14 protein-coding genes are annotated in these 24,611 nt (G+C 58.2%); 8 read left to right on the forward strand and 6 right to left on the reverse strand.

What is annotated here, in order from left to right; all coding sequences use genetic code 11:
* Window positions 1-21: 21 nt before the first annotated feature.
* Window positions 22-858 carry a transporter substrate-binding domain-containing protein gene (locus tag ACIQUI_RS13115; protein ID WP_403199007.1) on the reverse strand — a complete coding sequence of 279 codons (837 nt, stop codon included), beginning with the start codon at window positions 856-858 and terminating at the stop codon, window positions 22-24.
* Window positions 859-1,075: 217 nt separating this feature from the next.
* The gene (locus ACIQUI_RS13120; protein WP_403199010.1) at window positions 1,076-1,996 is read right to left on the reverse strand and encodes a LysR family transcriptional regulator; all 921 of its coding nucleotides are present in this window, start codon (window positions 1,994-1,996) and stop codon (window positions 1,076-1,078) included.
* Window positions 1,997-2,097: 101 nt separating this feature from the next.
* Between ACIQUI_RS13120 and ACIQUI_RS13125 the strand changes: the two genes are divergently transcribed.
* The 3 genes from ACIQUI_RS13125 (at window position 2,098) to ACIQUI_RS13135 (ending at window position 6,535) form a co-directional block, all read left to right on the forward strand.
* Complete coding sequence (locus ACIQUI_RS13125) at window positions 2,098-3,444, forward strand: aspartate aminotransferase family protein (RefSeq protein ID WP_403199013.1); 1,347 nt, start codon at window positions 2,098-2,100, stop codon at window positions 3,442-3,444.
* Window positions 3,445-3,520: 76 nt separating this feature from the next.
* A complete protein-coding gene (locus ACIQUI_RS13130; RefSeq protein WP_403199016.1) occupies window positions 3,521-5,017 on the forward strand; it encodes a CoA-acylating methylmalonate-semialdehyde dehydrogenase in 1,497 nt (498 codons plus the stop codon).
* A 213-nt stretch (window positions 5,018-5,230) separates the two neighbouring features.
* On the forward strand, window positions 5,231-6,535 hold the full coding sequence (locus tag ACIQUI_RS13135) for an aspartate aminotransferase family protein (RefSeq protein ID WP_403199019.1): 1,305 nt from the start codon (window positions 5,231-5,233) through the stop codon (window positions 6,533-6,535).
* 69 nt (window positions 6,536-6,604) lie between these two features.
* Here the strand turns inward: ACIQUI_RS13135 and leuS are convergent, their stop codons facing one another.
* The 4 genes from leuS to ACIQUI_RS13155 form a co-directional block, all read right to left on the reverse strand.
* Window positions 6,605-9,199 (reverse strand): leucine--tRNA ligase, encoded by a 2,595-nt coding sequence (leuS, locus tag ACIQUI_RS13140; protein ID WP_403199023.1) that lies wholly within the window; start codon window positions 9,197-9,199, stop codon window positions 6,605-6,607.
* Window positions 9,200-10,069: 870 nt separating this feature from the next.
* The gene (gene ppsA, locus ACIQUI_RS13145) at window positions 10,070-12,436 is read right to left on the reverse strand and encodes a phosphoenolpyruvate synthase (RefSeq protein ID WP_403199026.1); all 2,367 of its coding nucleotides are present in this window, start codon (window positions 12,434-12,436) and stop codon (window positions 10,070-10,072) included.
* 32 nt (window positions 12,437-12,468) lie between these two features.
* Window positions 12,469-13,869 (reverse strand): GABA permease, encoded by a 1,401-nt coding sequence (gabP, locus tag ACIQUI_RS13150; protein WP_403199029.1) that lies wholly within the window; start codon window positions 13,867-13,869, stop codon window positions 12,469-12,471.
* A 93-nt stretch (window positions 13,870-13,962) separates the two neighbouring features.
* The gene (locus ACIQUI_RS13155; RefSeq protein ID WP_403199032.1) at window positions 13,963-14,493 is read right to left on the reverse strand and encodes a heme-degrading domain-containing protein; all 531 of its coding nucleotides are present in this window, start codon (window positions 14,491-14,493) and stop codon (window positions 13,963-13,965) included.
* Between the two features lie 318 nt (window positions 14,494-14,811).
* On the opposite strand from ACIQUI_RS13155, the gene ACIQUI_RS13160 reads away from it, so the two are divergent.
* From ACIQUI_RS13160 to dpdF, 5 genes are all read left to right on the forward strand, one after another.
* A complete protein-coding gene (locus ACIQUI_RS13160) occupies window positions 14,812-15,645 on the forward strand; it encodes a transporter substrate-binding domain-containing protein (protein WP_403199035.1) in 834 nt (277 codons plus the stop codon).
* A 74-nt stretch (window positions 15,646-15,719) separates the two neighbouring features.
* Window positions 15,720-16,490 (forward strand): SDR family NAD(P)-dependent oxidoreductase, encoded by a 771-nt coding sequence (locus tag ACIQUI_RS13165; protein WP_403199038.1) that lies wholly within the window; start codon window positions 15,720-15,722, stop codon window positions 16,488-16,490.
* A gap of 966 nt (window positions 16,491-17,456) precedes the next feature.
* Window positions 17,457-18,230: a pyrroline-5-carboxylate reductase gene (locus ACIQUI_RS13170; RefSeq protein WP_403199041.1), complete on the forward strand. Its 774-nt coding sequence runs from the start codon at window positions 17,457-17,459 to the stop codon at window positions 18,228-18,230.
* Window positions 18,231-19,043: 813 nt separating this feature from the next.
* The gene (gene dpdE, locus ACIQUI_RS13175) at window positions 19,044-22,133 is read left to right on the forward strand and encodes a protein DpdE (protein WP_403199044.1); all 3,090 of its coding nucleotides are present in this window, start codon (window positions 19,044-19,046) and stop codon (window positions 22,131-22,133) included.
* Entirely contained in the window at window positions 22,133-24,610 is a 2,478-nt protein-coding gene (gene dpdF / locus ACIQUI_RS13180) for a protein DpdF (RefSeq protein WP_403199046.1), read from the forward strand. The genes dpdE and dpdF overlap by 1 nt, the downstream gene beginning before the upstream one ends.
* Window position 24,611: the final 1 nt, after the last annotated feature.

The following is a 24,611-nucleotide window of genomic DNA, read 5'->3' on the forward strand; positions in this document are numbered from 1 at the left end:
CCCGCTGTGTGTCCGCTGGAGTTACTGGGCTTTGCCGCCCGCGATGATTTCGGCCGAGGCCTTGTCGACCAGTTTGTCGATCTCACCCGACTCACGACGCTGGGTCAGGTAGGCATCGAGCTGGGCAAGGTCGGCAGCAGGCGTGTCATGGGCGAGGGCGAAGGACACCCCTTGCTTGGCCATGGCAGGGACAGGGAGCACTTCCTTGACCCAGCTGTTGGCCATGGCGAACAGGTGGTTGGTGTCGTTGGCGTCGGCGAGCACGTCGGCGCGGCGGGACATCAGCGCCATGCGGGTTTCGTCGGAGCCGGGCAGGCGCATCAGCGTGGCGTTCTTGATGGCGGCGCTGACGGCCTTGTCGGCGGCGGTACCGGAGATGACGGCAATGGTGACGCCTGGTTTGTCGAAATCAGTGATGGCGTTACCGGCACCGCTGAACTTGGGGTTTTTCTCATTGATCAGCAACGACACCTGATAGTCGGTGGCCGGGGTCGAGAAGGCCACGGCTTGGGCACGCTCGGGCGTCATGTTCAGCGCCATGGCCATGTCCCACTTGCCGCTTTGCAGGCCGGCCACCTGGTTGTCCCAGCTGGTGTCGACGAATTGCGCCTTGACCTTGAGCACGTTCTCGGCGAAGTCCCGGCACAGGTCGACGAAATAGCCGCTGTACTGCCCGGAGGCCGGGTCGCGCATCACATAGGGGGCAGCGACAGCTGCGCCGCAGCGCAGCACGCCGGCTTTCTGGACGCTTTGCCAAGTGTGGGTGTCGGCGTGCGCCGCAGGTTGCGCCAGCAACGCCAGGGCTGCGGTAAGGCATGCAACGCCGGCGCTGACTTTGCGTGTGAGGGACCGTGCCATGTTGAATCTCTCCGGTAATTTGTTTTTGTAGGCAGAAGAGCAAGCAAACGAATCGCTGTGTTTTATTTGAGTGCTGCAATGTGTGCAGCGATGCATTCAGGCTATTGCGACTCTGCGCAAGCTGTCAACACGCTTGAAAGAATTTTTTGACGCAAAGCGCCCCCGATCACCTGCAAAAGTGATTGGGGGAGCGCGCTGTGGGGAGGAGGGGGCGAAGCTAGGTGGGGCTGCCGGTCAACTGCAATTCGTTGAGAAAACGCTCGAGGATCATGTTCGGGCGGCGCCCCTTGCGGGTGGCGATGGCGAGCTTGGCATCGAAGTGCAGGCGGTTGGGGTCAAGCGCTGCCATGATGCCTTTTTCCACCCAGGTGGCGGCGTAATGATCGGGCAGGAAACCAATGTAGCTGCCGGTGAGGATAAGAAACGCGATGCCCTCGCGGTCAGTCGCCGAAGCCGCGAAGTTGAGCAGTTGGTGCAGCCCGATTGCCTCGGCGGTCATCCGGTAGGTCGGCACTACGGCATCGGCCTGGGCCAGTTGTTCGTCGGTGACACTGGCGGCATGGGCGAACAGCGGGTGCTCGTGGCTGCAATACAGGTTTGAACGTTCCTCGTAGAGCAGGCTGTAGTCCAGGCCGGACAGCGGTGAAATCAGCGGCACTGCGCCAACGTGCAGGTGGCCATCGAGCAGGCCGCGCTCGATTTCACCGGGGGTGCTCATGCTGAGGTTGATGCGTACGCCGCTGCCCTCGGCGCGCACGGCCTTGAGCGCATGGGTGATGCGCATCTTCGGCTGGGTGACCAGGTTGTTGACGATGGCGACGTTGAGGTCGCCACGCAACTGTTGGTGCATCTGGTTCACTTCGCTGCGAAAGCCCTCGATGGCCACCAGTACGGTTTCACTGGCGCGCAGCACCTCACGGCCTTCGTCGGTAAGGGCAAAGCCTGCGCGGCCCCGCTGGCACAAGCGCATCCCCAGGCGCTTTTCCAGGTCGCCCATGTGCAAGCTGATGGCGGAGCGGGTGATGCCCAGCGCACTTTCGGCGCCCGAGAAACTGCCGCACTCGGCGACGGTTTTGAAAACCCGCAGCAGCCTGAGATCAAAATCACTTACCTGATGCAGGGGCGTCTTCTTGGTCATGCGTGAGTTATCCAGTAACTGAGTGCAAGAAAATATAGATTTATCGCACATGACTTTCCAGCACAAGCTAGGCGCATCACTCCACGCTCAGGATTACCGTCATGAACCAGGCCTTGCAGACACCTCGCTCCTTGGCCAGTGGCCTGCAGCTTGAATCGCACTGGATGCCATTTTCCTCTAACCGGAACTTCAGGAAAGACCCACGCTTCATCGTGGGTGCCAAAGGTAATCGCCTGATCGATGAGCATGGCCGCGAGGTGTTCGATAGCCTCTCGGGGTTGTGGACCTGCGGCGCGGGCCATTCCCGGCAGGAAATTGCTGACGCTGTGGCGAAGCAACTGGTGTCCCTGGATTACTCGCCAGCGTTTCAGTATGGCCACCCCTTGTCGTTCCAGCTGGCTGAAAAGATTGCCGGTCTGGTGCCAGGTAACCTCAACCACGTGTTCTTCACGGGGTCGGGGTCGGAGAGTGCCGATACGGCTATCAAGATGGCCCGTGCGTACTGGCGGCTTAAAGGTCAGCCACAAAAAACCAGGCTGATTGGTCGTGCCCGCGGCTATCACGGGGTAAACGTTGCTGGCACCTCGCTGGGTGGTATTGGCGGCAACCGCAAGATGTTCGGCCCCTTGATGGAGGTAGACCACCTGCCGCACACCTTGCAGCCAGAACTGGCGTTCACCAAGGGGGCCGCCGAGACCGGGGGCGTGGCCTTGGCCAATGAATTGCTGAAACTGATCGAGCTGCATGATGCCTCCAACATCGCGGCAGTCATCGTCGAACCGATGTCTGGCTCGGCAGGTGTCATCGTGCCGCCGCAAGGCTACCTTCAGCGCCTGCGCGAGATCTGCGACCAGCACAACATCCTGCTGATCTTCGATGAGGTCATCACGGCGTTCGGGCGCCTGGGCAGCATGACCGGTGCCGAGTACTTCGGCGTTACCCCAGACCTTATGAACATCGCCAAGCAGGTCACCAACGGTGCCATCCCGATGGGCGCCGTGGTTGCTTCCAGCGAGATCTACAACACCTTCATGTACCAGGCGTCGCCCGAATACGCGGTCGAGTTCGCCCACGGTTACACCTATTCGGCCCACCCGGTTGCCTGCGCAGCGGCCCTGGCCACTCTGGACCTGCTGGAAAAGGACAACCTGGTTCAGCAGTCGGCAGAACTTGCCCCGCATTTCGAGCAGGCCATTCATGGCCTGAAGGGCAGCCGGCACATCGTCGACATCCGCAACTGCGGCCTGGCCGGTGCGTTGCAGATTGCGCCGCGCGATGGCGACGCGCTTGTTCGCCCGTTCGAGGCGGGCATGGCGTTGTGGCAAGCAGGTTTCTACGTGCGCTTTGGCGGCGACACCTTGCAGTTCGGCCCAACGTTCAACACCCAACCCCAGGAACTGGATCGCCTGTTCGATGCCGTGGGCGAAGCCTTGCACGGTATCGACTGATCAGCATGCGCCCGTGCGACGGGCGCTTCCTTAATACAACAAACAGACAGCTTGGCACCAAGCTCGAGGAAAGAAGATGGCAACTATCAAGCACTTGATCCATGGTGAACACATAGCGGACGACGCCCGCACCACGGATGTGTTCAACCCGTCCACTGGCCAGGCTATCCACAAACTGGGCCTGGCGAGCCGCGCCACCGTGCAAAAGGCCATCGAGTCGGCCCAGGCCGCCTTCCCGGCCTGGCGCAACACCCCGCCGGCCAAGCGCGCCCAGGTGATGTTCCGCTTCAAACAACTGCTGGAGGCGAACGAGCAGCGGATTGCCCAGCTGATCAGCGAAGAGCACGGCAAAACCATCGAAGATGCCATCGGTGAACTCAAGCGCGGTATCGAGAACGTCGAGTTCGCCAGTGCCGCCCCCGAAATCCTCAAGGGCGAATACAGCCGCAACGTGGGCCCGAACATCGATGCCTGGAGCGACCTGCAGCCCATCGGCGTGGTCGCCGGAATCACCCCGTTCAACTTCCCGGCCATGGTGCCACTGTGGATGTACCCACTGGCCATTGCCTGCGGTAACTGCTTTATCCTCAAACCGTCCGAGCGCGACCCAAGCTCGACGCTGCTGATCGCCGAACTGCTGTACGAAGCCGGCCTGCCAAAAGGCGTGCTGAACGTGGTGCACGGTGACAAGGAAGCGGTGGACGCACTGATCGAGGCGCCTGAAGTGAAGGCCCTGAGCTTCGTCGGTTCGACCCCGATCGCGGAATACATCTACGCCGAAGGCACCAAGCGCGGCAAGCGCGTACAAGCCCTGGGCGGCGCCAAGAACCACGCCGTGCTGATGCCGGACGCCGAGCTGGACAACGCCGTCAGCGCGCTGATGGGCGCCGCCTACGGTTCGTGCGGCGAGCGCTGCATGGCGATCTCCGTGGCCGTGTGTGTAGGTGACCAGGTGGCAGACGCCCTGATCGCCAAGCTCGAACCCCAGATCAAGGCGCTGAAAATCGGTGCTGGCACCTCCTGCGGCCTGGACATGGGCCCGCTGGTTACCGCGGCTGCGCGTGACAAGGTGTTGGGTTACATCGATGACGGCGTTGCTGCCGGTGCCAAGGTGGTGGTCGATGGCCGTGGTTTCAAAGTGGCTGGCAACGAAGACGGCTACTTCGTGGGCGGTACGCTGTTTGACCGTGTTACCCCGGAAATGCGCATTTATAAAGAAGAGATCTTCGGCCCCGTACTGTGCGTGGTGCGTGTAAACAGCCTGGAAGAAGCGATCCAGCTGATCAACGACCACGAGTACGGCAACGGCACCTGCATCTTCACCCGCGACGGTGAGTCGGCGCGCCTGTTCTGCGACGAGATCGAGGTCGGCATGGTGGGGGTCAACGTACCGTTGCCGGTACCGGTGAGCTACCACAGCTTCGGCGGCTGGAAGCGTTCGCTGTTCGGCGACCTGCACGCCTATGGCCCGGACGGTGTGCGCTTCTACACCCGCAAGAAGGCCATCACCCAGCGCTGGCCGAAACGCACCAGCCACGAGGCTGCGCAATTCGCTTTCCCTAGCAACAGCTAAGGCATGACGTGTTCGAGTGGCAGCGCCATGGGTTGTTCTGACGGAGAAAGCCAATGGCGCTGTTGCTCAACCCCCCGTAGAGCTTCTACGGGGCCCCGGTAAAGGCCGGGATTCATTCTCACCCTTTGTCAAAAGCCTTGGCTGGAGACCTCGCCGCCACCACGCTGGCGGCTTTTCTTTGTCAGGCTGATCAATTAGAGGTCGCTGTGCATCATGGCAATCACCAATGAATACGTTAAAGGTCTGGACCGCGAATATGTGTTCCACTCGTGGTCGACGCAAGGTTCACTCAACCCTCTGGTGATCGCAGGTGGGGAGGGGTGCACGGTATGGGACCACGACGGCAAGCGCTACCTGGACTTCTCCAGCCAGCTGGTCAATACCAACCTGGGTCATCAGCACCCTGCAGTCATCAAAGCGGTCCAGGAACAGGCCTCTACGTTGATGACCGTGGCTCCGGCCACCGCCAACCTGGCGCGAGGCGAAGCGGCCAAGCGCATCATCGAGCAAGCGCCGAAGGGCTTCAAAAAGGTCTTCTTCACCAACGGCGGCGCTGATGCCAATGAAAACGCCATGCGCATGGCGCGGCTGTTCACCGGGCGTGACAAAGTGCTGTCCGCCTACCGGTCGTATCATGGCAATACCGGCTCGGCGATCGTCGCTACTGGTGACCCTCGTCGCGTGCCGAACGAATATGCCCGCGGCCACGTCCACTTCTTCACCCCTTATCTGTATCGCAGCGAGTTCAGCGCGCAGACCGAGGCCGAAGAGACAGAGCGCGCATTGCGTCACCTGCGCCGCGTGATTGAAGCCGAAGGCTCCAGCTCGATCGCTGCCATTCTGCTCGAAAGCCTGCCTGGCACGGCCGGTATCCTGATGCCGTCTGCCGCCTACATGCAGGGCGTGCGTGAACTGGCAACCGAGTTCGGCATCATGCTGATTCTCGATGAAGTGATGTCGGGTTTCGGCCGGACCGGCAAGTGGTTCGCCCTGGAGCACTATGGTGTAGTGCCTGACCTGATCACCTTCGCCAAGGGCGTCAACTCGGGCTATGTCCCTGTGGGCGGTGTTGTAATTTCGGAGCAGATTTCCACCTACTTCGATACCCACTTCTTCCCAGGCGGCCTGACGTACTCCGGGCATCCGCTGGCCATGGCTTCGATCGTTGCCGCCATCGATGCCATGCGCAAGGAGCAGGTGGTCGAGAACGCACTGCACATCGGCACCGAGGTGCTGGGCCCGCGCCTGCGCGAGCTGCAGCAGCGTCACGCTGCAATCGGTGAAGTACGTGGTGCCGGCGTGTTCTGGGCGCTGGAGCTGGTCAGCGACAAACAAAGCCGTGCACCGCTGGCTGCCGACAAGATGCTGGCGATCAAAGCCAAGTTGCTGGAACGTGGCCTGCTGCCATTCGTGGTCGAAAACCGCATTCATGTGGTGCCACCTTGCGTTGTGAATGCGCAAGAGATCGAAGAGGGTGTTGCCATTCTGGATGAGGTGATCGGCTCAGTGTTGGGTTAATACGCGCAACGAAAAAGCCGGCATTCTCCAGTAATGCCGGCTTTTGGTTTTCAGGGGCAGTCCGTCAGTTCAGACGATGAAGTTCACCAAGCGGTTAGGTACCACGATCATTCTCCCCGCACCTTCCATATACTTGCTCAATGCCCCATCGCAGAGCGCTTGGCTGCGGATCGTGTCATGGTCGGCGTCGGCCTTTACGAGAATCTCCCCGCGCAGTTTGCCATTCACCTGCACCATCATCCTCACTTCATCCTGTTTCAGGGCTTCGCTGTCCGGGGTCGGCCAGGCACTGTCGTAGATCGCGCCAGGCAACGCCAGTGCTTCCCAGAGTACCTGGGTAATATGCGGCGTCACCGGATGCAGCACCTGCAGGAGAATGGACATGGTGTCCCGGCATACCTGGCGGCCAGCGCCGCCGGCTCCCTCGAGCACCTTGAGCATCTTCATGGCGCCCGAGACGACGGTGTTGTACTGCAGGCGCTCATAGTCGTTATTGATCTGCTGCAGCAGGCCATGGGTCTCGAAGCGCACACGGCTGGCTTGCGCGGCATCCGTCACCAGGTCGGCACCTTCTTCCCAGCGGGCTTGCTCGTCAACGGCAAACTTCCAGAGACGGCGCAGAAAGCGATAAGCCCCTTCGACACCGCTATCGCTCCAGATCGTGCTCTGGTCCGGAGGCCCTGCGAAGATGGTGAACAGGCGTGCAGTGTCGGCGCCGAACCGGTTGATGATGTCCTTGGGCTCGACCACGTTGTTCTTCGACTTGGACATCTTCTCCACCCCGCCCAGGCTCACGGGCAAGCCATCCTCCACCGCAGTGGCGCTGACCGGGCGGCCTTGCTCATCGTAGTGAACCATTACCTCTGAGGGGTAGAGCCAACGCCGGCTGCCGTCTTCGGCCTTGCGGTAGTAACTCTCTCGCAGCAGCATGCCCTGGGTGAACAGGTTCTTGAACGGTTCACTGAAGTCCACCAATCCCTCGTCGCGCATCGCCTTGGTCCAGAACCTGGCGTAGAGCAGATGCAGCACCGCATGCTCGATGCCGCCGATGTACTGGTCGATGGGCATCCAGTAGCGATTGCCAGGCCCGACCATCGAGCTATGGCAGTCCGGGTCGCAGTAGCGCATGAAGTACCAGCTCGAATCGACGAAGGTATCCATGGTGTCCGTTTCCCGAAGCGCGGGCGCGGCACAACGCGGACATGCGACGTGGAGGAACGCAGCATGCTGCTGCAGCGGGTTGCCACTGCCATCGGGGATGCAGTCGGTCGGCAATACCACCGGCAGGTCCGCATAAGGCACCGGCACATCGCCACAGTGTTCGCAATGGATGATAGGAATCGGTGTTCCCCAGTAGCGCTGCCGCGATATGCCCCAGTCACGCAAGCGCCAAGTGGTGGCTTGCTCGCCGCATTCGCGCTCAGCCAGGGCATCGACGATCGCCAGAGACGCCTGGTCCACCGTAAGGCCATCGTAGGCGCCTGAATTGATCAGGCGACCTTCCCGACTGGCGTAGCGATCCGACCAAGCGGCAGGGTCATAGGCCGCCCCTTCGAACGCTATGACGGGGCGCACCGGCACGCCGTGCTGACGGGCAAAGCCGAAATCACGCTCATCGTGGGCCGGCACCCCCATCAAAGCGCCTTCACCGTATTCACCGAGCACATAATTGGTGATCCAGACGGCGACCGGTGCGGCTGTCAGTGGGTGCTCGACATGCAAGCCGCTGGGGATGCCGAGCTTCGCTTGTGCGCCGGCGGCGGGGCTGGCCTGTGCCGACTGCCGGCACGCCTGCACCCGTTGTTCGAGCCCAGGCTCGAGCTCGATGGCTCGTTTTGCCAGAGGATGATCTGGGGAAACAGCGCAGAATGTCACACCCATCAGTGTATCGACGCGCGTGGTGAATACCCACAGCTTGCCCGCGTCTATCAACTGCCCGCTGGCATCTTCGATCGCGTGGCGGAAGGCCAGGCGCACGCCGCTGACCTTGCCAATCCAGTTGCGCTGCATGCTGCGAACCATGTCTGGCCAGCCTTCCAGGGTATCGATGCCCGACAGCAGCTCTTCGCGATACTGCGTGATGCGCAGGTAGTAGCCAGGAATCTCGCGCTTCTCCACCAGCGCTCCGGATCGCCAGCCCCGTCCATCTACCACCTGCTCATTGGCGAGCACGGTCTGGTCGATGGGGTCCCAGTTGACGATCTGGGTGTTCTTGTAGGCCACGCCCTTTTCCAGCAACTTCAGGAAGAACCACTGGTTCCACTTGTAGTATTGCGGATCGCAGGTGGCGATTTCCCGTGACCAGTCAAACGCCAGCCCGAGCGGTTGCATCTGCGACTTCATGTCGGCAATGTTCAACCGTGTCCATTCGGCTGGAGGCACGCCCGATTGCATGGCGGCATTTTCTGCCGGCAGGCCGAAAGCATCCCACCCCATCGGCATAAGGACGTTGTAGCCCTTCATCCGCAAGTGGCGGGCCAACATGTCGTTGATCGTATAGTTGCGCACATGGCCCATGTGCAATTTCCCCGACGGGTAGGGCAGCATGGAGCAGGCATAGAATTTCGGCCGACTTTCGTCTTCTGTAGCCTTGAAGACTTCCGCGCGAAGCCATTTGGCCTGGGCTGTGCTTTCAACCCAGGCAGGATCATACTGCTGTCGCATAGGCGCTCCTCGATGTTACTTGTGCCAAGTGGAAATCAATCGCTCGACTCATGCGTTCATTACTGGACGATACTTGATCGGCTGAATACTACTTAGTTCGCCACACGTCTGGCCTAACGTGGGTCGATCTCCAGCCTGAGATAGGAACACGAGCACATGTCCACGAACTCGTGCCCGTTCTGGTCAACCATGCGGCTGCGCTCGACATGCCTGACGCTCAAGTCGGTCAACCCCGGGGCTTTGTGCGAACTGCCAGTAGTGATTACCAGTTTCGACCGTCCTTGCACAGGCATCTATATAGGTTGATCGTGAAGAAACTGACCCGATTTTCAGATGCTGGTCACCGTAGAGGGAGTTGAGCGGTCAGTTGGTCAGTAAAGCCGAATATGGCCAAGACCAAACTTCCATGTCAAGCGTTTATTTGAGGGAAATGTGGTGATCAATGAATAGTGACGCGGATGGTGAAAATTAGTGAGTTATCTAATCTTGGGCGCACGGTCAGGGTGCGTGGCCTCGACTTAGGCAATGACTAGTATTAACTTCTTAAGAGGATTTGTTGTTGGGTTAATTATGTCGACGGAGTTGTAGGAAACTTCTCTCCGTCACGTAGGAAAAGACTTTGTGATATGTCGAATTGGTTTGCAAAGTGTTTGCTGTGTATTGCTCTTTTAGAGATCTGCACGATGTCGAGTGTGGAGGCTTATCAGTTCGACTGACCACGAAGGTCGCTACCGTCTGCGTGTTGTGTGGGCGAGCCTGCGAGCACCGGCGAAGCCGGTGCCAACCACCGCGTTGCATGCTTCGCGGGCAAGCCCGCTCCCACAGTCACTGCTCAACCGAGGCGTTGGATTAGGGGAGGGGCTTGAAGGCTTACTGGGCTTCAGCCAGGAACAGCCACGTCTCGATCACCGAATCCGGGTTCAACGAAACACTGTCGATACCTTGCTCCATCAGCCACTTGGCCAGGTCCGGGTGGTCCGATGGGCCCTGGCCACAAATGCCGATGTACTTGCCGGCCTTGTTGCACGCGGCAATGGCGTTGGCCAGCAGCTTTTTCACCGCAGGGTTACGCTCATCGAACAGGTGGGCAATGATACCCGAGTCACGGTCCAGGCCCAGGGTCAGCTGGGTCAGGTCGTTGGAGCCGATCGAGAAGCCGTCGAAGTACTCCAGGAACTCTTCGGCCAGAATGGCGTTGGACGGCAGCTCGCACATCATGATCACGCGCAGGCCGTTGTCGCCGCGGGCCAGGCCGTTTTCGGCCAGCAGGTCGACGACCTGGCTGGCTTCGCCCAGGGTGCGCACGAACGGCACCATGATCTCGACGTTGGTCAGGCCCATCTCGTTGCGCACACGCTTCAGCGCACGGCATTCGAGCTCGAAGCAGTCACGGAACGATTCGCTGATGTAGCGCGACGCACCACGGAAGCCCAGCATCGGGTTTTCTTCTTCCGGCTCGTACAGCTTGCCGCCGATCAGGTTGGCGTACTCGTTGGACTTGAAGTCCGACAGGCGCACGATGACCTTTTTCGGGTAGAAGGCCGCCGCCAGGGTGCTGATACCTTCGACCAGTTTCTCGACGTAGAAGCCGACCGGGTCGTTGTAGCCGGCGATGCGCTTGTCGACGCTCTCTTTGAGCTCCGGTGGCAGGCCTGCGTAGTTCAGCAGCGCCTTGGGGTGCACGCCGATCATGCGGTTGATGATGAACTCCAGGCGCGCCAGGCCGACACCGGCGTTGGGCAGCTGGGCGAAGTCGAAGGCGCGGTCCGGGTTGCCGACGTTCATCATGATCTTGAACGGCAGTTCCGGCATGGCATCGACCGAGTTCTGCTTGATGTCGAAGCCCAGCTCACCTTCGAAGATGAAGCCAGTGTCGCCTTCGGCACAGGAAACCGTCACACCTTGGCCGTCCTTGAGCACCTGGGTGGCGTTGCCGCAACCGACCACGGCCGGAATCCCCAGCTCACGGGCAATGATCGCCGCGTGGCAGGTTCGCCCGCCGCGGTTGGTGACGATGGCGCTGGCGCGCTTCATTACTGGTTCCCAGTCCGGGTCGGTCATGTCGGAGACCAGTACGTCACCTGGCTGGACCTTGTCCATTTCCGACACATCGTTGATCACGCGGACCTTGCCGGCGCCGATGCGCTGGCCGATGGCACGGCCTTCGACCAGCACGGTGCCCTTTTCCTTCAGCAGGTAGCGTTCCATGACATTGGCGCTGGAGCGGCTTTTCACCGTTTCAGGGCGGGCCTGGACGATGTACAGTTTGCCGTCGTCACCGTCCTTGGCCCACTCGATGTCCATCGGGCGCTGGTAGTGCTGCTCGATGATCATGGCCTGCTTGGCCAGCTCGCTGACTTCGGCATCGCTCAGGCAGAAGCGCGCGCGCTCGGCACGGTCCACTTCCACGGTCTTGACCGAACGGCCGGCCTTGGCTTCGTCGCCGTAGACCATCTTGATGGCCTTGCTGCCCAGGTTGCGGCGCAGGATGGCCGGGCGGCCGGCCTGCAGGGTGTTCTTGTGCACGTAGAATTCGTCAGGGTTGACCGCCCCCTGCACCACGGTTTCGCCCAGGCCGTAGGCGCCGGTGATGAACACCACGTCGCGGAAGCCCGACTCGGTGTCGAGGGTGAACATGACGCCGGCGGTGCCGGTTTCGGAGCGGACCATGCGCTGCACGCCGGCAGACAGGGCGACCAGCTTGTGGTCGAAGCCCTGGTGCACGCGGTAGGCGATGGCGCGGTCGTTGAACAGCGAGGCGAACACTTCCTTGGCCGCGCGGATCACGTTGTCGACGCCACGGATGTTGAGGAAGGTTTCCTGCTGGCCGGCGAACGAGGCGTCCGGCAGGTCTTCGGCGGTGGCCGAGGAGCGCACGGCCACGGCCATGTTGTCGTTGCCGGCGGCCATGGCGGCGAAGGCGGTTCGGATTTCCGAATCCAGACGTGCCGGGAATTCGGCTTCCATGACCCACTGGCGGATCTGCGCGCCGGTCTTGGTCAGGGCGTTGATGTCATCCACGTCCAGCGCGTCGAGCGCGGCGTGAATCTTGTCGTTCAGGCCACTCTGCTCGAGGAAGTCACGGTACGCCTGCGCCGTGGTGGCAAAGCCGCCCGGCACGGACACCCCGGCACCTGCGAGGTTACTGATCATCTCGCCCAGGGATGCGTTCTTGCCCCCCACATGCTCCACATCATGGACGCCGAGCTTATCGAGGGAAACTACGTACTCAACCACGTTTGAATCTCCAGTAGACATTGCAGGCATGCTCATCGCTCAGGCAGCGCGGCATGTTGTTCGTGATGCTGGGTGCCCGTGGCATGCGTCCTTCTCTGGTGGATCAGGCCAAGGCAGATGATCATCACGGCCAGCAGCCCGGTAGCCGTGATCTCCGAGCGATAGGCCGGGATGAAGAACATGCCGATCAGTGCCCCACTGATGAACAGGATCACTGCCCAGGTCAGCCACGGGAACAGCCACATGCGAAACGCCGGCGTACTGCCTGCGGCTGTCAGCTTCTTGCGCAGGCACAGCTGCGAAATGGCAATGACCAGGTAGACGAGCAGGGCGACAGCGCCGGAGGTGGAAAGCAGGAACTTGAACACGTTTTCCGGCGCGAAGTAATTGATAAAGGTTGCCGCGATACCAATCACCGTCGAGCCTACCACCGCTGCAAGCGGCACATTCGCCTTGGTGGTGTATTTGTACAACCGTGGTGCATCCCCGCGTTTGGCCAGCGAGTAGAGCATGCGCGAGGCGGTATAGACCTGCGAGTTCATGCAACTGGCGACCGCCAGCAGTACGACGATGTCGATCAGCAGGTTGGCGTTGGGAATGTTCATGATCTCCAGCGCGCGCTGGAACGAGCCGACTTCCGGCAGGCGTGGGTCGTCCCAAGGTACGACGCACAGGATCATCAGGATCGACAACAGGTAGAACACGCAGATGCGCCATACCACCGAGTTGGTGGCGCGGGTGATCTGGCGAGCGGGGTTCTTCGACTCAGCTGCTGCGATGGTCACCACTTCGGCGCCGATGAAGCTGAACATGGTCGTGAGCATGGCGCCGATGACCGCTGATAATCCGTTAGGCGCGAAGCCGCCGTGCTGGGCCATCAGCTGCCCGATACCGCTGACTTCACGATTGGGCAGCAAGCCCATCAGTGCAGCTGCGCATAGCGCAATGAAAGAGATGATGGCGACAATCTTGATCAGGCCAAACCAGAACTCGAACTCACCGTAGCGGGCGACACTGAACAGGTTGGAGCACGTCAGCAGCACGATCACGGCCATGGCAGTGATCCAGGTGTCGATGGCCGGCACCCACGCATGCACGATGTTCGCTGCAGCAATGGCTTCCAATGGAATGGCCAGTACCCAGAACCACCAATACAGCCAGCCGATGCTGAAGCCGGCCCAAGGGCCGATGGCCCGGTCGGCGTAGGTTGAGAACGAACCGGTATCCGGTGACGCAACCGCCATTTCGCCCAGCATGCGCATGACCAGCACCACAAGCGCGCCAGTAAAGATGTAGGCCAGGATAACGGCCGGGCCAGCCTTGGCAATGGCATGCCCAGAGAAGACGAACAGGCCTGCACCGATGACGCCGGCAATCGAAAGCATGGTGACATGGCGCTGCTTCAAGCCGGGAGCGAGTGATGTATTTGACATGGATAGACTCATTAGTTGTTCTTGGAGCGTTCTAATCCGTACAACAGGCAAGGCCCCAACGCACTGCGTGCCGCCATGCGGTGGGGCAGGGCGCTAGCGCAGGCTTGCCTTCTGGAACGGGCACTGTGGTGACAGTGCCAACGTATCTGGGGCATGGCCGAGCAGCTCGCAGAGCGCGTCGACGATGATTTGGTGATCCTGCCGATCAGGCAGGCCGGAAACCGTTACCGAGCCGATCACGCCTGTGCCGCGGACGATGATCGGGAAGCCGCCACCAACGCTTGCGTAGTCGGCCGGTGCAAGGAAATAGCGCTGGCTGATGTCCAGGCCTTCCAGGGCCAGCTGGTAGCGGATGCGATAGGAACTGCGCAGGAAACGCTGAACGGTGTTGTTCTTGCGCGCCACCCACGCGAGGTTGTCTGGGGTAATGCCCGGCCTTGCGGCGAAAAACAGGGGGCGGTCGAAACGCCTCACATCAATCACTAGCGGCCACGAATTGGCCGCCGCCTGCTGGTACAGAAGACTGCCCAGTTGCCAAGCCGTTTCCTCGTTGAAACGTGGAAACTGGAGGGTTTCTTCCTGGCGAATCAAAAGCGCCAGTTCATCGTTCAGGCTCATGGTCATCCTCCATTCAGCGGTCTGCCGCTCGCGCGGACCCTACAGAGCACAAAAGCTTGGGGTGAAAGCATTGTTGAGTTAAATCCATTTATTCTCACGCTATGTTTCAAAATCACTCACCCATTATCGGGCAGCGTATTGATTGCTCTAGCTTTTGGTATTTCTGTTCAAAAGAGCGCCCCTGAAGGCTGAAACGCTACCAAGCAAAGCTGTTGACAGCCCCTATCATAGTTTTTATTGTGAATGCAGTCATGCACACAAAATCGCATGCAGAAAGTGCCGTACCTTCCTGCCAAAAAACAATGAATATCAGTGAGGTGTGAAATGGTTCTTCCGGTCCCTTCGTATCTGAAAGGTCTGTTGGTTGGCGCAAGCCTGTGTGGTGCACTGCTGGCCCACTCCGCTGCCCAGGCTGCAGACACGTCCGTTTGGCAAGGTATTCAAAAGGCAGGCGAGTTGCGCTGCGGTGCGGCGGTAGCCGCGCCCTATGTGATGCGCGACGCCAAGACGGGTGAGTACAGCGGCTACTTTGTCGACCTGTGCCGCGATTTCGGCGAGAAGGTGCTGAAGGTCAAGGTCTCGTTCGTGGACACCAACTGGGACAACCTGGTGGCCGGTTTGCAAAGCAGCAAATGGGACCTGGCCATGGCGCTGAACCAGACCCCTGAGCGTGCCCTGGCGGTTGCCTTCACCGTGCCCGCCACCGATTACCAGGTGTCGCTGCTGGTGAACAAGGACAACCCCAAGGTCGCTGATGTGAAAGAGGACATTGCGGCCCTGGACAAGCCCGAAGTGACCTTCGCCGTGATGTCGGGCACCGCCCAGGACAAAGCCATTTCTTCGGTGATCCATAACGGCAAGATCATGCGCTTGCCAGGCATGGATGAAGCCCGCCTTGCCGTCATGTCCAAGCGTGCCGACGTGCTGGTTGATGCCAGCGACACCAACCACTTGTTCGCGCTGGCCAACCCCACCTGGGCCCGTGAGATTCTGCCCAAGCCGGCTTTGGCCAAGCAGGGCGTATCGTTTGGTGTGCGGCGCGACATTTCACCTGCTGACCTGGAAGTGCTGAACATCTACCTGCGCCAACGACGCGACACCGGCGATATCCAGCAACTGGTCGACAAGGCTTCAAATCAGGCCAACGCGGCCAACTAGCATTCCCTGGCATGCTGCCCGGGCTTCTGAAGCGGGCAGCATTTCCCGTTCTTGAACCAATAAGGTGATAACTGATGTATGACCCGACACGCCCCCTGGCAGGACAAACCGTACTGGTGACTGGTGCTTCTGGTGGTATTGGTGCCGCGATCGTCGAACAGTTGGCAGCTGAGGGCGCGCGCCCGATCATTCATTACAGCCGGGACGAGCAGGGTGCCCGCGCATTGCTTGAGCGCATTGGCGGTAATGGCTGGATCGTGCAGGGCGACCTGAGTGATGAGGCCGGGCCGGAACAGCTTTGGCACGCCGCGCTGGAGTTGAGTGCTGGCCGTATCCACGGTTTGGTGAACAACGCCGGCATCCGCACTGAAATTGCGCTGGATGCGAGCTCGGCAGAGTGGCGTGCGGCGTGGCGCCGTGAGTTCCAGGTTAACTTCTTTGCTGCCGCTGATCTCAGCCGCGAAGCTGTGCAGCACTACAGCGCTAATGGTGGTGGGCGAATCATCAACATGGCCAGCCGTGCGGCCCAGCGCGGCTACGCTGCGGATGCCCTGCCTTACGGCACCAGCAAGGCGGCGTTGATCAATCTGACCAAGTCCATTGCCCGGAGCATGGGTGGTTGCGGGGTGGTGGCAGTGGCCATCGCGCCGGGGTGGGTGCGTACCGACATGGCGGAGCAGTTTGTGGCTCAGCATGGAGAGGCTGCGGCGGTGAGTGATATCCCGGTTGGGCGTATGGCGAGCCCGGCAGAAGTGGCAGAGTTGGTTGCCTTCACGTTGCGGCCGTCACAAGCTTCGCTGAACGGGGCCACGCTGGATGTGAATGGCGGTAGTTATATTCGTTGAGGTTCCAGCTCAGGCAGCGGTCGAGTTAGAACGTGGCCCTGCACCCGCCCTTCAGGCTGCGCTGTCGCGCAGAGAACATAGCTCGCAAGCGTGTCGCGTACCTTGTGGGAGATCAGGTGCTCGTCACAGTATCCTCAGCGCCTGTGAAACCGAGCGCCGCCCGCGCGGCGCATCGCGAGCAGTCGCTCGCTCTCATAGAACTGCGCATAACTCATTGATATAGCAGGGAACCCTGTGGGAGCCGCGCTTGCCGGCGATGGGGCGCGAAGCGGCCCCGGCAATCCATGCAACAACCTCGAAATCGCGGGGCCGCTTCGCCGCCCATCGCCGGCAAGCGCGGCTCCCGCAACAACAACCGCGGGTAATCCCGCCACAGGAAATGCGCCGCGTTTGCCAGCAACAATTCTCTGCACGACAGCCCAGCCCAAAGGGCAGGGTGATCTCCTGCGTTTTTTCCGGCCCAATAATCCCTGCGGGATCCGCGCGCGAACACGTTGGCGCACGGCTCAATATCGCGTCGAACAAACAAGGCGATCGCGCGCACCTGGCACTGGCGTTACTGGCCCGAAACAAACGTAGGAGCGAGCGCCAGCTCGCGATGCGCCGCGCGGGCGGCGCTCGATCTCACAGGCGCTACACATCCCGTGGCCACCACCTGTCAGCCCTCACGCGATCCCCTGTGGGAGCGGGCAAGCCCGCGAATGCGCCCGTACAACCACCATCGCATTCACAGGTAAATCCGCCCCCACAGCCTAATGCCAGTCAGTTAAGCAATTTGGGGCCGCGTTGCGGCCCATCGCCGGCATCCCACAGGTACAGCGCATGGCTAGAGTTCAGTGCAATCGGTGTGGGAGCTGGCTTGCCGGCGATGGGCTGCACAGCAGCCCCGGCAGTCTTAACTGACTGGCATTACCCCACAGCCCCCTAAATCAATAGCTTATGAGTGGTCCTATGAGAGTTAAACGAATGATTTACGGCTTCATCGGCACGGGCACAATCACCGAAGCCATGATCCACGGCTTGATGGCATCGCCACTTTCAGCCTGCTCGTCGGTGATCGTTTCGCCCAGGAGTGAACCGGTTTCCTCTCGTCTTAGCGCTCAGTATCAACAGGTAACGGTGGGGCAGAGCAATCAGCAGGTAGCAGACTCATGCGACATTCTGGTCTTGGCTATCCGTTGGCAGGTTGCGGAGGAGGTGCTGCGAAACCTGGTAATCCCTGCAAACACCAAGATCATCAGCGTGATCGCCGCCACGGACCATGAAACCCTCGCGCGCTGGGCCAATATACCGGCTGAGCGCATCATCAGGGCTATCCCACTACCGTTCGTTGCCCAGCGTGAAGGCGTGACAGCTATCTATCCGGCTGACCCGATTGTGAGCGAGCTATTTGATGCGTTGGGGACGGCTGTGTGCTGCGACAGCAAGGCTGAGTTCGACCAGTTGGCGGTAGCTAGCGCATTGATGGGGACCTATTTCGGCATTCTTGATCAGGTAGCCGGTTGGCTGGAGGGCAAGGGCATGCCCAGTGCCAAGGCGCAGGGGTATCTGAAACCACTGTTTGCGAGCTTGGGGAATTTTGCATGCGCGTCGGAAGGGGTTGATTTTGCGGGTTTGCGTAGTGATTTTTCTACGAAGGGGGGCTTGAATGAGCAGTTGTTTAGGGACTTTGAGAGCGGAGGCGGTAGCCGGGCACTGCTGGCGGCGTTGGACAATGTATTGGTCAAAATCCAAGGCTGAGCATGGTCTAAATCGCTGTCCGTCTTCGGTTCCAGCCCGGCGGTGACTGCTGGTTAGCAAGCCTATGACTGCACGGTTTGGCTGCTCTTTAGGCCGGTTTTGGGAGCCGGGGGGATTTGAAATGGATTTATATCTATCTGAAAATTAACTAGAAATTTCTTTGGTGAAAAAAGCTGGAATACCGTTTGGAATACCTATTCCCGAACTCTAAACCAGGGATCGACCTAGCACATTATTTGAATTTCACGACCTGGGCTTCAAATGAGCATGGAACGCTTGGTTGACCACATACCAGGCCATTGCTGGCTTTGCGCATAGCACCGCTCTGGATACTGACTCCCATCCGAGTTCTGACTTTCGTGGCGTGATAGATTTTTCCAATCGGATTGCTGCTTTTCAGCAGCGCATTGACAGCGTGGTTAGGTCTGTTCCAAACAGTTTGTCCGTACAGGCAAGCACTATGGAGATGCCCCTTTGGCTCCTGCAACGAATCGCGTCGCGTCTAGATGCTAATACGCTGGCAATATTCAAGGATCAGGCAAGGCAAGGTGTGCCGGTAAGGCGAATGAAAGTGTGGTTGTTTGTCGCCTTCGCAAGGATCGGGCGATGGCTGCGGGCGTGTGCTAGCTGTGATGGCAAAAAAACACTGCGCATGGCTTTACCCGAATGTGGCCAGCGGATAGGGTGAACGCCAACGGAAGCGCTGGCCTCAGAATTAGCGCCCATTAACGTTGAAGCGTCAGGCGCCACGGCTTCGCCCACGTCGCCGGTGAGAGGCGGAAGATAGTGAGAAAATACTGGTAGAGGGACGAAGTGAACCAGGTTTTATGCGTCGGTGAATTGGTTTTGTCCAGTGCCTTTCCTGGCATTGGTAAACTGTCGGCATTGGATCGTCAGAAAGGCGAGTGCGAGGTCACCTTCTTCGAGTCTCCTTTGAGCCCTGAGGCGCGAAAGGTTAGGGTAAACCTGGCTGACATTCAGAAAATCCAGTTGTATGAAGAAGCCATCGTCTATTGTCGAGATCCATCGACAGGCATTTGGCGGCGTGGTCGGTACGGCGGTGCTCGGCCACTTAATCAGCATCTAGTGATATTTCGTGCTGAAGATAACGATCAAGCGGTTGTCGATATTGATGAGCTCTATTGCCTGAACCTTGGAACGCAGGGTTTTCTCGATCCTTCGGCGTTCTTGGCGGCTAGGGCTAACGACGCGCCTTACTTCTTCCCACTGCGTCAGGGTTTTCTCGAAGCGTATATCGAGCAGCGGGCGGCTTGCCGTTCCATCGGTGCGATTATCAGCAGTAGCGTGGAGTTGGAACCACATCAAATTGCCGTAGTTCGACGTGTCCTTCAGGATACATGCCCAAAGTACTTGCTAGCGGATGAAGTGGGTTTGGGAAAGACGATCGAGGCTGGGCTGATCATCCGTGAGCATGTGCTTCAGAAAAAGTTCGACGCCAATGTGCTAATTGCGGCGCCGGCTTCTCTTGTTACTCAATGGCATGAGGAGTTAAAGGGCCGATTTCATCTCGGTGAGTTGATGTCCACAAAGCATCGATCGGAACAACTGATTCGAATATGCAGTCATGAGCAATTGGTGATGGCGTTGCGAGAGGGTGGCCAGCCTAGCTTGGTTGTCGTAGACGAGATGCATCAAATAGCGCCGCTGGCCTGGTCCTCCGAGCAACGCTCGAATGACCGGTTTAAGGTTTTGGCGGAGGCCTGCTGGACAACTGAGGCAGTTCTGTTACTTTCAGGCACCCCATTGAATGGGAACGAAAAAAATTTTCTAGCGATGCTGCACTGCTTGAGTCCCGAAGCCTATGAGATCTCGGACGCGGGCGTTCAGCATTTCATCGCTAGAGTCAAGGAGCGTGAGTGGCTTGGCGGGTTGTATAGCGCACTGACCCCGACTAACTCGAACGCCGCATTGGAATCAGCACTACAGGACATGCGCGGGAAATTTCCTGAGGATCAGGAGTTGCATGAGCGGATCGGGAGTTTGATGCCACTGGTGGATCTCTTCGCTGAGGAGAGCAGCGAGCAGCGCGAGCAACAAATCATAGGGTTGCGGCATTATCTCGGAGAACACTACCGCCTGCATCAGCGTATGCTTCGTAATCGCCGGGAAATGGGGTATCTTGCGCAGTTGTTTCCAGGATTGGCTGGGTTGCGCCGTCAATACTGGCCGATACAACCACGCAGCATGCCATTAGATCTGTTGTTGGAAGAGTATCGCAGCCAGGCCTGCCGAGATCCCGATGCGTTCCAGGCGATGAGTTCTGGAAAGTACCTGAACTGGGTTGACGACTTGTTGGGCAGTCCATTATTGGTCCAGCAGCGGGCCGATAGGTTCGTCAGCCAACTGGCGGCGACTCTCGAAGCAACCGAGCGAGATTTTCTTGCCGAAATATCCAAACAGGCCACACTCGAGCAGGCGTGTAAAGATCGGAGTTTGATCGCGAGTCTGGAGGGATGGTTGGCCGAAAACCCTAAGGGCAAGGTGGTTGTTTTCTGCGGGGACGAAGTAGTCGCGAATCATGTTGCCGCTACCCTCGGTGACTCTCTGGCTGTAGATATAGAACGCAATGCTTCCGACCGCGACTTGCAGTTCTTGCAGTCCGGCGGCTCTGTGCGGATATTGGTTTGCGATCAAGGTGGTGAAGATGGTCTTAACCTGCATGGAGGGCAGAAACTCGCCGTACACTACAGTCTAACGAGGTCGATCAGTCGCGTTGAACAACGTCTGGGACGATTGAACCGTTACAGCGCAAATTTGCGTGGCATCAGACCTGTGGAAAGTTTGGTGTTGATGTCTGACCATGATGGTTTATTCCGACGGTGGCTAGATCTGCTTGACACATCGGTAGGTGTGTTCGATCAGACGGTGGCTAGCTTGCAGTACGTACTGGAGGAGCACCTCGACAAGACTTGGCAGGCAGTCGCGCGATCCGGTGATGAAGAGTTGCTTGCCTGCGCTAAGCAATTGAGCGGCGAGGGTGGCCTGCTGGATCGCGAGCGCCGTCGGGTGAAGGTACAGGAAGAATTGCTTGCATTGGACGAGGAAGTCGCCAAGGCACAGGATTTCGCCGAAAAAATTTCTGAGGCGGACGAAATTGCTGAGGAGCAGATTGGCCGCATGTGTGCCTGGATGACGCGCGGCTTGAACTTCAGGCTAGAGGGGGATCTGCGGCAGCAATTCAGGTTGGGCTTCGGCCTTGACCCCACTGAGCGTGGCGGTCGTACCCTAGTGGACGTGAGGACCTTTATCGAGGGTTGTGTCACGGGGATTGATCCGAAAAGTGGTAACCCGCCGTACACCGCTCCAATGAGCTTTTCGCGGCAGCAGGTTTCAGTTAAAGCGGATGTCTACCCTTTCCGTTACGGTCAGCCATTCGTGGATTGCATATTTGAACTGGCCGCTAGTGATTCACGGGGGGCAACCAGTGCTTTTTTGCGCGTGCTGGAAAAAAGCAACTTGAGCGCACCGAAAATATTTTTCCGTCTTAATTGGATGGTGGCCGCAACGAAGCTTGGGGCTGGTCGCCAGCAGCAACTCCGTGGTGATGAGGTTATGCCGCCTTCAGTATATAGCCACTGGCTGGCAGAGGATGGCAGTCTGGTAATTTCTGAGAGCATGTTGAGGTCTTTGGAATGGCCTTACGACAAATCAAACCCTGGTTTTCAAGATATCAATTTACGCAGTGACGTCTGGCCTGAACTGGAGTCCTTATTACCTGCAGAGCATTGGAGGCGAATGGTCTTGGACATCATGTCTCTGAGTCGCCAACAGACTCTAGCGGATTTGCCAAAAATGACAATCTCTTCGTTTGAACCGCAACTGCATCTGCTATCGATGCGCGCGGTAGTGGTGTGCACAAAAAAAATGCTGAGGGAGGGGTGATGCAAGCGCAATGGAACGCACTACAAGCAGCATTGTTGAGTCCTGGTCTTGTGAGCGAGTCGGGAGCTCTGACTGAGTCATTTTTTATTCGATTACTAACGGTTTTTCGGGACTGGAAATCAGGCCCAGGTGACCGCGCAACTGCGTGCCGCGATGCCCTGGGTTGCGCATTGGCAAATAATATTGTCCAACCTGTGTTGCAACTACCTACCAATGCGGTTGATTCCTTGTCTCTCAGTCGGGCTGGTCTAGTTCAGGATTTCATGACCGGACATGTACGGATGGTAGAAGTTTTGGATGATGATGCGCTTGCTGTGTATGGGCATCGCCGACGCCGATATTTGAAGTCGGTACCGATGGATGTGGCGCTACGGCAAAAGCTTAAAAATGACAAATTTGATTCATACCAGGGCCTTGGCCAACAAGCAGCGGTACGTACTGTTCTTACCTCTCCGCCAGACAGCACGCTGATTATAAACCTGCCAACCGGTAGTGGAAAAACGCTAGTTATTCATGCGGTTAGCCTTTTTGCAGGAAAGCAAAAACTGGTACTGGTCATTGTGCCAACAGTAGGGTTAGCGCTAGAGCAGGCGAGTCGGGCAGGTGAGGTTCTTGACCACGCGGATTGTGGCCATGGAGGCAGTTACACCTTGTATGGGGGACAGAAGGAGGATGAGCGCCAGCAAGTCCTCGATCGGTTAAAAACTGGCACTCAGCGTATTTTGTTTTGTTCGCCTGAGTTAGCAATTGGCAAGTTGCGACCTATGCTGTTTCGGTTGGCCCAGCAGGGGCAGTTGGAAGCTCTGGTTGTTGATGAAGCGCACATTATTGATCAGTGGGGTGCTGAGTTTCGCCCAGAGTTTCAGTTATTAGCACCTCTGTTTCGCTCTCTTAAAGAACATTCATCGAAAGGCATACGAACGATCTTAATGTCGGCAACATTCAGTGAGCCGACTTTGCAGTTGCTTAAAGACTCATTTCTTCTTGAAGACGAACAGGCTATAGAGATTCACGGCAGTTTTTTACGTCCTGAGCCGAATTTCAATGTTCTTAAAACTGCAGGACCTGAGGCGCATAAAGTCGCGGTGCTGGACGCAATTCAGCGTTTACCTCGCCCTCTGATTTTGTACACGACGAAGCAAAAAGAGGCTGAGTCTTGGAAGAGCCTTCTGCTATCCCAGGGGTTTAACAGAGTCGGTTTGTTCCACGGTGCAACAGCGTCGGACCAACGTGACACCTTGATTCGCATGTGGGGGTGTGACCAACTGGACATTATGGTCGCAACTTCCGCTTTCGGTGTGGGCATGGATAAGTCTGACGTGAGTTCGGTACTGCATGCAACCGTGCCAGAAAGCCTAGATCGGTTCTATCAGGAGGCAGGTCGCGGGGGGCGTGACGGTACGGCCTGCTGGTCTTGGATGATATATCACCCGGGACAGTTGAATATTGCGGAAAGCTTGTCGCACGAGAGGTTGATTTCTGCAGAGTTAGGAATGGAACGCTGGAAAATGCTGTTGAAAAGCCAGGAGCGTTGCGGCGAGCATTTCACCATTTCCCGGTCGGCGCTGCATCGAGGTTTACCACGGCATAGTGAGCGTAACGAAAAGTGGAATCTACGCACGCTACAGTTGATGCAGCGTGCGGGGTTGATTCGTTTATTTTTTTCGCCTCCCGACCCCCCAGAGTTTGAGGGTGAGTTAACACACGAAGATGAGCAAATCCGAACAGGATACTTTGAAGCGTATTACAGTCGGATTGGTGTTCAGATCCTCATTGACGCTCATTTGTCTCCAGAGGTGTGGCAGCAGCAGGTAGTAATGCGCCGCAATCAAGAAAAAAAGGTGAGGGCCGATGGCTTTGCTCGTTTAATCGGATGGTTAAATGATGCAAAGCAACCACTATGCTGGATTTTGGATGAGTTCTATCGTCCTAGTGCGGTCGCTCCCGAGCGAAGTTGTGGCGGATGTCCTGGGTGTCGTTGCCAGGGACGAGGGGCTTTTACCCCGACGCTGGGGCATGTATTCCACCTGCGCGGTGTGCCTATATCGCCTATGCCGAATTGGATGCCAACTTCGCAGTTGCTGCGAGTTCGTTATCGAACCGAGTCGTATCGTAGAGTTACACCTAGTGATCTGCTTGAAGAGTGGCGTTTCTGGCTGAAGGGCTTACTACGTAGTAAGCAAATTCAGGCTATACGCGCCAGTCATACAGTATTGAGTGAAATTTTCCAGGATAGTTCTTGGGAGAATTTGCCGTTCTGGTGTTCTTTTGAGCCTCAAGATGCTGCCGGGAGTTGGGTCGAATTGGTACTTCTGATGCCGACAGAAACACATTTACCTCCGTCGGATTTTGATCCCCGCCCTAGGGTCATCGTCGCTCCGGAAGAGTTGTCCGATCCACTTTTACCCCATCGCACTTGGTGGGAGTGTCACCCCGGCAGCAGAGAACTTGAAAGTTTTTGTCAGGAGTTTCAATAGT

It is taken from the genome of Pseudomonas sp. NPDC090592 (assembly GCF_044769185.1).
GTDB lineage: Bacteria > Pseudomonadota > Gammaproteobacteria > Pseudomonadales > Pseudomonadaceae > Aquipseudomonas.

Bases quoted from the DNA above. Each gene is read 5' to 3' on its own strand.
- ACIQUI_RS13115 (WP_403199007.1), bottom strand. From the start codon at position 858: ATGGCACGGTCCCTCACACGCAAAGTCAGCGCCGGCGTTGCATGCCTT.
- ACIQUI_RS13120 (WP_403199010.1), bottom strand. From the start codon at position 1,996: ATGACCAAGAAGACGCCCCTGCATCAGGTAAGTGATTTTGATCTCAGG.
- ACIQUI_RS13125 (WP_403199013.1), top strand. From the start codon at position 2,098: ATGAACCAGGCCTTGCAGACACCTCGCTCCTTGGCCAGTGGCCTGCAG.
- ACIQUI_RS13130 (WP_403199016.1), top strand. From the start codon at position 3,521: ATGGCAACTATCAAGCACTTGATCCATGGTGAACACATAGCGGACGAC.
- ACIQUI_RS13135 (WP_403199019.1), top strand. From the start codon at position 5,231: ATGGCAATCACCAATGAATACGTTAAAGGTCTGGACCGCGAATATGTG.
- leuS (WP_403199023.1), bottom strand. From the start codon at position 9,199: ATGCGACAGCAGTATGATCCTGCCTGGGTTGAAAGCACAGCCCAGGCC.
- gabP (WP_403199029.1), bottom strand. From the start codon at position 13,869: ATGTCAAATACATCACTCGCTCCCGGCTTGAAGCAGCGCCATGTCACC.
- ACIQUI_RS13155 (WP_403199032.1), bottom strand. From the start codon at position 14,493: ATGACCATGAGCCTGAACGATGAACTGGCGCTTTTGATTCGCCAGGAA.
- ACIQUI_RS13160 (WP_403199035.1), top strand. From the start codon at position 14,812: ATGGTTCTTCCGGTCCCTTCGTATCTGAAAGGTCTGTTGGTTGGCGCA.
- ACIQUI_RS13165 (WP_403199038.1), top strand. From the start codon at position 15,720: ATGTATGACCCGACACGCCCCCTGGCAGGACAAACCGTACTGGTGACT.
- ACIQUI_RS13170 (WP_403199041.1), top strand. From the start codon at position 17,457: ATGATTTACGGCTTCATCGGCACGGGCACAATCACCGAAGCCATGATC.
- dpdF (WP_403199046.1), top strand. From the start codon at position 22,133: ATGCAAGCGCAATGGAACGCACTACAAGCAGCATTGTTGAGTCCTGGT.